This window comes from Paracoccus versutus (assembly GCF_000763885.1).
GTDB lineage: Bacteria > Pseudomonadota > Alphaproteobacteria > Rhodobacterales > Rhodobacteraceae > Paracoccus > Paracoccus versutus.
In genome coordinates this window covers 25347-34694 of the sequence record NZ_JRKO01000053.1, presented here as the reverse complement: position 1 = coordinate 34694, position 9348 = coordinate 25347, and the positions used below count along the sequence as shown (strand labels likewise).

At 71.4% G+C, this 9348-nt stretch carries 8 protein-coding genes and 1 riboswitch; of the genes, 2 read left to right on the top strand and 6 right to left on the bottom strand.

The window, feature by feature from the left end; all coding sequences use genetic code 11:
* Positions 1-302 (top strand): FGGY-family carbohydrate kinase (locus tag IT40_RS20625; RefSeq protein ID WP_244274042.1); only part of this gene is annotated, 302 nt, incomplete at its 5' end.
* Positions 303-318: 16 nt separating this feature from the next.
* Here the strand turns inward: IT40_RS20625 and IT40_RS20620 are convergent.
* Genes IT40_RS20620 through IT40_RS20600 form a run of 5 tightly spaced genes read right to left on the bottom strand, consistent with a single transcriptional unit; the run spans position 319 to position 5801 of the window.
* Positions 319-1323, bottom strand: a complete 1005-nt coding sequence (locus IT40_RS20620) for a DUF6925 family protein (RefSeq protein ID WP_036759282.1) — start codon at positions 1321-1323, stop codon at positions 319-321.
* On the bottom strand, positions 1320-2081 hold the full coding sequence (locus tag IT40_RS20615) for an ABC transporter ATP-binding protein (RefSeq protein ID WP_036759280.1): 762 nt from the start codon (positions 2079-2081) through the stop codon (positions 1320-1322). Before IT40_RS20615 ends, IT40_RS20620 begins: the two co-directional genes overlap by 4 nt.
* Positions 2078-3076 (bottom strand): FecCD family ABC transporter permease, encoded by a 999-nt coding sequence (locus tag IT40_RS20610; RefSeq protein WP_036759278.1) that lies wholly within the window; start codon positions 3074-3076, stop codon positions 2078-2080. The genes IT40_RS20615 and IT40_RS20610 overlap by 4 nt, the downstream gene beginning before the upstream one ends.
* Positions 3073-3921: an ABC transporter substrate-binding protein gene (locus tag IT40_RS20605; RefSeq protein ID WP_036759275.1), complete on the bottom strand. Its 849-nt coding sequence runs from the start codon at positions 3919-3921 to the stop codon at positions 3073-3075. The genes IT40_RS20610 and IT40_RS20605 overlap by 4 nt, the downstream gene beginning before the upstream one ends.
* Positions 3915-5801 (bottom strand): TonB-dependent receptor plug domain-containing protein, encoded by a 1887-nt coding sequence (locus IT40_RS20600; RefSeq protein ID WP_036759273.1) that lies wholly within the window; start codon positions 5799-5801, stop codon positions 3915-3917. Before IT40_RS20600 ends, IT40_RS20605 begins: the two co-directional genes overlap by 7 nt.
* Before the next feature lie 135 nt (positions 5802-5936).
* A riboswitch (cobalamin riboswitch) is annotated at positions 5937-6154 on the bottom strand.
* A gap of 139 nt (positions 6155-6293) precedes the next feature.
* Between IT40_RS20600 and IT40_RS20595 the strand changes: the two genes are divergently transcribed.
* Positions 6294-8069 (top strand): SLC13 family permease, encoded by a 1776-nt coding sequence (locus IT40_RS20595; protein ID WP_036759271.1) that lies wholly within the window; start codon positions 6294-6296, stop codon positions 8067-8069.
* A gap of 34 nt (positions 8070-8103) precedes the next feature.
* Here the strand turns inward: IT40_RS20595 and IT40_RS20590 are convergent, their stop codons facing one another.
* Positions 8104-9324, bottom strand: coding sequence for an aminotransferase-like domain-containing protein (locus tag IT40_RS20590; protein WP_036759290.1), 1221 nt, complete (start codon positions 9322-9324; stop codon positions 8104-8106).
* Positions 9325-9348 lie beyond the last annotated feature (24 nt).

Genomic DNA, 9348 nt, shown 5'->3' with positions numbered 1-9348 from the left:
GGCCGGATGCGGGCGGGGTGTTGCGGGTGGACGGCGGCATGGCGTCGAGCGGCTGGACGATGCAGTTTCTCTCGGACATCCTGGGGGCGCCGGTGGACCGTCCGGCGGTGACCGAGACGACGGCGCTGGGTGCGGGCTACCTGGCGGGGTTGCAGGCGGGCCTGTGCCCGCCGCCCGAGGCTTTCGCCCGCGCCTGGTCGCTGGAGCGCCGCTTCGTCCCCGCCATGCCCGCGCCCGAGCGCGAGGCCCGATACGCAAGGTGGAAAACCGCAGTCAGGGCGACGATGGAGGTGGCCGGCTGATCGGTTCGCGCCGCGGTCAATGACCCGGCGCGTCCTCATCCGCCGGCGCCGCCTCGCGGTCGAACGCCGCGCGCCATTGCGACAGCAGGGCCGAGGGCCCGTCCCGCCGCTCGGCCTGGCGCAGGGTGATGCGCAGCGCGGCGCGGGCATGGCGGTCGGCCGGCTCGGCCAGGGCCGAGGGCGGCTCGCCCGCCGCCAGCGCCGCCCAGACCCGCGCCTTCAGCGCATGGCGCTCGGCATCGCCCCAATCGGCCAGCATGGCCTGGAACCCGGCGAAGGCGGCGGCGTCGAAATCGCGGTCCTGGCCCAGGCTGTCCATGACCGGGCTGGCCGGGTGCAGCCCCGCGACCGGCACCAGGCCGGGCGGGATCGGCGTATTCGCCGAATGGGTGCGGCCGGCGCGCAGCAGCGGCGGCAGGATATGCGTATGCGGCCCGACGGGCGAGACGCCGCCGGTATCCGGCCCGCCGATCTTCTGGTAGACCTCGATCCGGCCGATGCGGCTCAGCGCCACGCGATGCGGATGGGCGGGCAGGATCGCCGCCATGGCGCGGCTTTCGGGGTCGAGGACCGAGCGGCCGCATTCCGCCTGCAGCCGCGCGACCAGCACCGGATCGTCGCTGCGGATGCAGAAATCGACCTGCGGCTGGTCCAGCCCCAGGTCGAACAGCACCGCCCCGCGATCCTGGTCGCGCAGCGCGCCCGCGTCGGGGCCAAGCTCGGTCAGCACCTGGCGCCGCGCCGTGCCCAGCCGCCCCTGGGGCAGGCAGAGCGAGACGCCCTGCTGCCAGCGATGCGGCCGTGGGCTCAGCGCCTCCCATGCCACCGGGATCACCTCGGCCAGGTCGTCCAGCCGCAGCCCGCCGCGGGCGGTGACGATGCCGCATTCGCCCAGGGGCTGGGGCGGCGGATCGCCCGCGACATGATGGAACTCGGCAATGGCCCCGAACGAGCCCATGGACCAGCCGGCGCCGGTATCGGTCAGCGCCGCGGCAAGCCGGGCGGTCAGCATGTCGGTCATCGGTCTTCTCCCTCAATGGTGTCGAGCGGCTGGAACAGGATGCCGCCGGGGCCTTGCGCCAGATGGGCGGTGATGCCGAAGACGCGGGCCAGGTTCGCGGCGGTCAGCACCGCCTGAGGCGGGCCGTCGGCGGCGATCCGGCCCTGGTGCAGCAGGATCAGCCGCGTGCAATGCCGCGCCGCCAGCCCCAGGTCGTGCAGCGAGGCCAGCACCGCATGGCCCTGTCCGGCCAGCCGGCGAAACAGCCGCATCGCGTCGATCTGCGCCGCCGGGTCGAGCCCGGCGATGGGCTCGTCCGCGATCAGAAGCGGGGTTTCCTGGGCCAGGGCGCGGGCGATCAGGGTGCGGGCCTGCTCGCCCCCCGACAGTTCGGTGGCGCGGCGGTGGCGCAAGGGATCCAGGTGCAGCGCGGCGATGGCGCGCTCGATGGCGGCGCGGTCGGTTGCGCCGGCGGAATGCGGATGGGCGATGCGGCCAAGCGCCACCAGCGCCTCGACCGGCATTGGCCAGGCGATCTCGCGGCCCTGCGGCATGTAGGCGGCGGCGCGGGCGCGTTCGCGCGCCGAAAGCCGCGCCAGCGAGCTGTGCCCCCGTGCCGGCAAGAGCCCCAGCGCCGCGCGCAGAAGCGTGGTCTTGCCGGCGCCGTTCGGACCCAGAAGGCCCACGAACTCGCCCGCGCCGATGCTGAGGTCGATGCCGTCCAGCACCGCCTGGCCGCCGCGGTGGAACGAAAGGGCGCGAAGCTCAAGCATGGTCACAGCCCCTCGCGCCGGGTTTTCAGGATCAGGTGCAGGAAGAAGGGCGCACCGACCAGCGCCGTCAGCACCCCGAGTTTGAGGTCGCGGCCCGGCGCGATCAGCCGCACCGCGATGTCGGCGGCCAGAACCACCGCCGCGCCCCCCAGCGCCGCCGCCGGGACCAGCCGCGCCGGGCTGGCGCCGACCGCGCGGCGCAGCACATGGGGCACCACCAGCCCGACGAAGCCCACGGTGCCGGCGACCGCCGTGGCGCCGCCGATCAGCGCGGCGATGCCCGCGACCAGCATCAGCCGCAGCCGGCCCAGATGCACGCCGCTCGATGCCGCCGCGTCCTCGCCCAGCGTCAGCGCATTCAGCGCGCGGCGCATGGGCCAGATCAGCACGAAGCCCAAGCCCATGAAGGGCGCCGCGATCCAGACATGCAGCATCGAGCGGTCGGCCAGCGAGCCCATTATCCAGAACACGATCTCGTTGATGGCAAAGGGGTTGGGCGACAGGTTCAGCACCAGCGAGGTCGCCGCCCCCGCCAGCGCCGAGATGGCGATGCCGGCCAGGATCAGCGCCAGCGTGCCGCCGCGCGGCCCGGCAAGCATCAGCACCAGCAGCACCGACAGCGCGGCCCCCGCCAGCGCCGCCAGCGGCAGGCCCAGGGGAAAGGCGGCGGAAAGCCCGGTCTGGATCGCCAGCACCGCCCCCAGCGCGGCCGAGGCGCTGGTGCCGATCAGCCCCGGCTCGGCCAGCGGGTTGCGCAGGAAGCCCTGCAGCACCGCCCCGGCCATCCCCAGCGCCGCGCCCACCAGCAGGCCCAGGATGGCGCGCGGCAGGCGCAATTCGCGCATGACCAGCGCCAGCAGGTCGTCGCCGCCGCGAAACAGCGCGGCCAGGCTTTCGCCCGGCCCGATCCCCGCCGGGCCGGTCAGCAGCGAGGCCAGGAACAGGGCCGCGACCAGCGTGGACAGCGCGGCCATCAGCAGCGGATAGCGCGGCCCGGTCATGGCCGGGCCTGCAAGGCAAGGCGCGCGTCGCGCAGCTGCGAGACGGCGCGCAGGATATGCGGATTGCCGCAGACCCAATCGGGATCGGACATGACCTCGGCCGGCCTGCCGCGGGCCAGCGCCTTCAGCGCCGGGTGGTCCAGCACCTCCTGCGCGCGGGCATGCCCGGCATAGCGGCGGCCCTCGACCAGCAGGTCGGGGTCGGAAAGCAGCAGCGTTTCCAGCGGCAGCACCCCGCCCGAGGGCAGGCCGAGTTCGTCGGCGACATTGTCGAAGCCGGCCAGCGCCACGATCTCGCCCGCCAGGCTGTCCGAGCCCGAGCTGTAGCCGTTCGCGGCATAGAGCGCGGCGCGCGGCCGCGGGCCCTGCGCATCCGAAAGCCGCGCCAGGTCGGCGTCGAAGCGCGCGAGCATGGCGCGGGCCTGGGCCTCGCGGCCCAGCACCGCGCCCATGCGGCGGATATTGGCGCGGATGCCGGCAATGTCGATCTCGATCGGGAACACCTCGACCGGGATGTTCAGGCGGTCGAGCAGCCGGATGGTCTCGGGCGTGGACCATGCCCCGGCCAGCACCAGATCGGGCCGCATCAGGAAGATTTCCTCGGCCAGGCCATGGTTGACGGGCAGGCGGCCGGCCTCGGCCGCCATGGCCGAGGCGCTGGGATCCTGCGCCAGATAGGAAACCGAGACCAGCTGGCCCGGCGCCGCCAGCATCATCGCCAGCTGGTCGGTGCAGAGGTTCATCGACAGCACCCGGCGCGGCGGCTCGGCCGCGGCGGGCTGGAAAAATCCCGGCAGGATCAGGCCGGCCAGAAGGCCGGCGACAAGGCCGAGCCGCCTTACCATTTCGCCGTCAGGCCGGCGTAAAGGGTGCGGCCCTGCGAGGCATAGCCCCAGACATCGGAATACTCCTTGTCGAACAGGTTCACCACGCGGCCGGTCACGCGGAGATTCGCGGTCAGGTCGTAGCCCGCCGCCAGGTTGACCACGGTATGGGCGGGCAGTTCGCGGGTCGGGTAGGTGCCCCAATATTGCGTATCCCAATTGCCCGAGACATGGCGAATGTCCGCCGTGACATCGCCACGCCCTTCCAGGACGGCCAGCGTCGCCGACAGGCCCAGTTCATGCCGGGGCCGGCGCACCTCGACCGAGCCGTCCGGGTTGCGGGCGTCCAGATAGGTGTAGTTCAGCGCGACATCCAGACTGTCGGTCGCCTTGATGCGGGCCGTCACCTCGACCCCTTCGCGCGGGCTTTCGCCGGCCTGGTTGCGATGGCTGTAATAGCTGGTGCCGCCCTCGGTGCGGACCAGATAGCTTTCGATCTCGTCGCGCAGCTTTTCGTTGAAATAGGTGACGTCGACCACGCCCATGCCATTGGGAAGTTGCGCCTCGACGCCCAGGTCGAAGCCGCGGTTCTTTTCGGGCTTCAGGTTCGGATTGCCCTGGTAGACCGAAGAGCCATAATCCGCATTGGCGTAAAGCTCGAAATAGGACGGGTTGACCAGCCCGGTCCCGGCCGAGGCGTGCAGGCGGAAGGGCCGGTCCGGCACATGCCAGGACAGGCCCAGGTTCCAGCTGGTGAAGTCCTCGAACACCTTGTTGCCGTCGTGGCGGACACCGGCCTGGACATCCAGCCCGTTGTCCAGGAAGCCGCGATATTCCAGCGCGACCGAGGTCATCTCGCGCCGGTTTTCCGGGGCCGAGGAGCTTTCGTCCCTTTGCCGCTCGGCCAGCACGTTCAGCAGGTGCGACGCCTCGGCCACCGCGCCGTCGATGCCGAAGCTGCCGCGGTATTTCAGCTTGCGCGTCTCGCCGCGCGTGACCGGGCCGCCGTCCGAGCTTTGCTTGTAGATCGTATTCTGATAGTCCAGCCGATGCGTCAGCCGGCCGCCCAGCATGGAATATTCGGCCCAGATCCCGCCCTGGAACTCGTCGCGTTCGCTGTATTTGTGCGGGTCGTCCACCACATATTCCTGCGCGCTGGTCGCGGACCAACTGGTGGAATCGTAATCGTATTTCTCCTTCGCGCGGCGCAGGGTGGTGCCCAGGCGCAGATCCTCGCCGATCTGCCAGTCGCCCGAAAGCCCGATGGTCTTGCGGTTGGTCCCGTCCTTTTCGCCGCCGTCGCCCGACTGGTCATAGCCGTGGTCGTCCCGCGCCGAGAGGGTCAGCGCGATCCCGCCCTGCGCGCCGCGCTGGCTGACATGGGCCGAGGCGGCGGCGCCGTTGCCCAGCTCGACCGAGCCGCCGTAATGCAGCCCCGGCCCGCCCTTGCGGGTGATGATATTGATGACGCCCGCCGAGGCGTTCGAGCCGTAATAGACCGATTGCGGCCCGCGCAGCACCTCGATGCGTTCGATATTGGCGGTCTCCAGCCCGGACAGGATGTATTCGTCGGCCCCGCCCGTCGCCTCGATCCCGTCGATCAGGATCAGCGTGTGGTTGCCCTCGCCGCCGCGGATGCGGACCTGGGTGAAGGTCGAGCCGGTGGCCGAGACCGAAACCCCCGGCACGGCGCGCAGCGCGTCCTGAACGGTGGCGATGCCCCTGGCTTCGATCTCGGCGGCGGTCAGCACGGTATGGGCGCGGGCATAGCCGCCCTCGGCCACGGCGGTCAGCCCGCCCGAGATCACCACCTCGTCCAGGCGATAGCCTTCCTGGCCGGTGGCGGTCGCCGGCAGCAGGGCGGCGGTGGCGGCCAGCAGGGAAACCGGAGTTCTGAACATTCCAAAGCCTTTCCAGCACGGGCCCGCGGCCCGCGATTTGCAGAAATGCCCTGCGGAAAGGCTGGCAGGCCCGACCGCAAGACGACGATCGTCACCTCTGCGGAACGGCCGCTTTCCAGACGCGCCCCGCGCCGGAAATGGGTGATCGCCACGGCAGGTCTCCTGGCTCGCGGATCGCTGCTCAGGCCGGCCTTCCCAGGAGATCCCAGTGGCACGTTCGACCGTCGCTCACCGCTTACAGTTGCGGGGGCAGCCCCGGCCTTGCCCTGGCCGCATCGCGGCCGGCGGGCGCACCGGTGTTCCCTTTTCATCCGGCGCGCAAGCCCGCCGGAACCGTAGCGGCCCCGCATTGCCGCAGCCGGGCGCCGGCTGTCAAGCGGCAATGCACCCGGCACCCGGCCGCCGCGACAACCTGTCCGGGAACGCGGCCGCGGAACCGCCCGCCGGGCCGCGGCATTGGGTCAGGTATCCGACGGAAGGGAAGGTCAAGCGATGGCCATGCCGCAGATCCTGGCCGTGCTGATCCTTTGCGCGATGATGGCGCTGTTCGTCTGGGGGCGGCTGCGCTACGACGTGGTGGCGATGATCGCGCTGCTGGCCTCGCTGCTGGCCGGCACGGTCAAGCCGGAGGAGGCGTTCCGCGGCTTCAGCGACGACATCGTCATCATCGTCGGCAGCGCGCTGGTGGTCAGCGCCGGCATCTCGCGCTCGGGCGTGATCGAGGCGGTGATGCGCCGGATGCTCGGGCGGTTGCGGACCCTGCGCTGGCAGCTTCTGGTGCTGGTCGGCTCGGTCACGGGCCTGTCGGCGCTGGTCAAGAACATCGGCGCGCTGGCCATGCTGATGCCGGCGGCGCTGAAGATGGCGCGGCGCTCGGGGCATTCGCCCTCGGCCTATCTGATGCCGATGGCCTTCGGCTCGCTCCTGGGCGGGCTGATCACGCTGGTCGGCACCTCGCCCAACATCATCGTCTCGCGGGTGCGCGAGCAGATGACGGGCCAGCCCTTCACCATGTTCGACTATGCGCCGGTCGGCCTCGGCCTGTCGCTGGTGGGGCTGGTCTTCCTGCTTTTCGCCCATCGGCTGCTGCCGCGCGACCGCCGTGCGACGGCCTCGCTGAGCGAGGCGGTGAACATCAGCGACTATCACACCGAGGCCACCGTCCCCGAGGGCGCCGGCATCGTCGGCATGACGGTGGGCGAGTATCTCAGCGCCGTCGATGGCGAGGTGGCCGTGACCGGGCTGATCCGCGGCGGCGCGCGCCGCGCGGTGACGCTGCCCGACACCGTGATCGAGATGGGCGACACCCTGCTGTTGCGCGGCGAGCCGAATGCGCTGGAACGCGCCGTGACCAAGCTGGGCATGGAGCTGACCCGGCAGGATGCGGCGGCCGAAGAGGGGCTGCCGGCCGACAAGATCGGCGTGATCGAGGCGGTGATCGCGCCGGCCTCGCTTCTGGTCGGCCAGACGGTGGGGCGGATCGCGCTGTTCGACCAGCATGGCGTGAACCTGATCGCCATTTCGCGCGCCGGGCATCGCATGACGCAGCGGCTCAGCCGGACGGTGCTGGCGGCGGGCGACGTGCTGCTGGTGCAGGGGCCGATCGAGCTGTTGCCCGAGCGGATGCGCGTGCTGGGCCTGCTGCCCCTGGCCGAGCGCCATATCCGGCTGGGCGGGGTGCGCAAGCAATTGCTGCCGGTGCTGATCCTGGCGGTCGCCATGACGGCGACGGCGGCGGGGCTGGTGCCGGTCGCCGTCGCCTTCTTCGCCGCCGCCGTGCTGATGATCCTGACCGGCGCGATCAGCGCCGAGGAAGCCTATGAGGCCATCGAATGGCCGATCCTGATCATGCTGGGCGCGCTGATCCCGGTCAGCGAGGCGCTGCAAAAGACCGGCGTGACCGACCTGCTGGGCGCGTGGCTGTCGCAGGCGGCGACGGGCCTGCCGGTCTGGGGCGCGGTGACGCTGATCCTGGTCACGGCCATGGCGGTCACGCCCTTCCTGAACAATGCCGCGACCGTGCTGGTCATGGCCCCCATCGCCGCGACCTTTGCCGACCAGCTTGGCTATCGGCCCGATGCCTTCCTGATGGCGGTGGCGGTGGGGGCAGGCTGCGATTTCCTGACCCCCATCGGGCATCAGTGCAACACGCTGGTGATGGGGCCGGGCGGCTATCGCTTTGGCGATTACGCCCGGCTGGGGGCGCCGCTGTCGGCGCTGGTGGTGCTGACCGGCGTGCCGCTGATCCTGCTGGTCTGGCCGGTCTGACGGGCGGTCAGACGCGGCAGTGTGACGGGCCGGTTCAGCCCGTCTCGGCCAGCGCGGCGCGGATGGCGCGGGCCAGGCGGCGGCAGCCCTCTTCCAGCCGCTCGGGCGGGTTCAGGGTAAAGTTCAGCCGCAGCGAACGGCGGTCCAGCCCCTCGGGGTCGAAGACGCTTGAGGGCGAGATGCAGACCCCCTCGGCCATCGCATGATGCAGCAGCCGGTCGGTGTCCAGCCGCGGATCGCGCGCCGTGGCCCAGACGAACATGCCGCCCACCGGCACCTGCCAGTCCAGGTCGCCCGCCAGATGCGCCTGCATGGCGGCGCACAGCGCGTCGCGCCGGGCGCGATAGATCGCCAGCACCTCGGGGCGGATGCGGTCGGTGATCCCCGCCTGCAGCGCGCGCAGCGCCAGCATCTGCGACAAGCCGCTGGAACACATGTCCGAGCCCTGCTTGGCGGTGGCCAGCGCCGCGATCATCTCGGGCGCGGCGATCACCCAGCCGACGCGCAGCCCCGGCGCCAGCTCCTTGGACAGCGACCCCATGTAGACCACCGGCCCGTCATAGGGGCCGGGCCGCGCCCCCGCCGACAGTTCGAGCAGCCGCGGCAGGGGCTCGCCTTCGTAGTAAAGCGCGCCGTAAGGGTCGTCCTCGATCAGCCAGGTGCCGGTGGCATGGGCGGCGGCGACCAGCGCCTGCCGCTCGGGCAGGGCCACCAGCCGGCCGCTGGGATTCGAGAAATTCGGCACCGTATAGGCGAATTGCGCCCCCGCCAGCGCGGCATGGGGGTCGAAATCGTTGCCCTCGATCCGCATCGGGCGATAGCGCGGCGCATGCGGCATCCAGGCGTCGAGCGCGCCCAGATAGGCCGGGCTTTGCGCCGCGACCAGCCCGCCGGGCTGCAGCAGCACCTTGCCCATCAGCTCCAGCGCCTGCATGCCGCCGGTGGTGATCAGCACGTTCTCGCGCGAAAGCCGCAGCGCATCGGTCGAGAAGCGGGCGGCGATCAGGTCGCGCAGCGCCGGCAGGCCGGGGATCGGGCCATAGCCCAGCGTTTCGTCGGGGTGGCTGCGGATCGCCTCGGCCGCCAGTCCGGCCAGTTCCGCGACCGGCCAGACCGAGGGCTCGGGCAGCCCGCCGGCAAGGTTGACCAGGCCGGGCACCTGGCCCGCCGCCAGGAAGACCGAGGTCACGTCGTTGCTGCGGGACAGCCAGGGGGCAAAAGCGGGGCGCATGGTCGGAACGGTTTGGTCGGGCATGATCCTGCTGTGACCGTTTTTCGC

Bases quoted from the DNA above. Each gene is read 5' to 3' on its own strand.
- IT40_RS20620 (WP_036759282.1), bottom strand. From the start codon at position 1,323: ATGACCGACATGCTGACCGCCCGGCTTGCCGCGGCGCTGACCGATACC.
- IT40_RS20610 (WP_036759278.1), bottom strand. From the start codon at position 3,076: ATGACCGGGCCGCGCTATCCGCTGCTGATGGCCGCGCTGTCCACGCTG.
- IT40_RS20605 (WP_036759275.1), bottom strand. From the start codon at position 3,921: ATGGTAAGGCGGCTCGGCCTTGTCGCCGGCCTTCTGGCCGGCCTGATC.
- IT40_RS20600 (WP_036759273.1), bottom strand. From the start codon at position 5,801: ATGTTCAGAACTCCGGTTTCCCTGCTGGCCGCCACCGCCGCCCTGCTG.
- IT40_RS20595 (WP_036759271.1), top strand. From the start codon at position 6,294: ATGGCCATGCCGCAGATCCTGGCCGTGCTGATCCTTTGCGCGATGATG.
- IT40_RS20590 (WP_036759290.1), bottom strand. From the start codon at position 9,324: ATGCCCGACCAAACCGTTCCGACCATGCGCCCCGCTTTTGCCCCCTGG.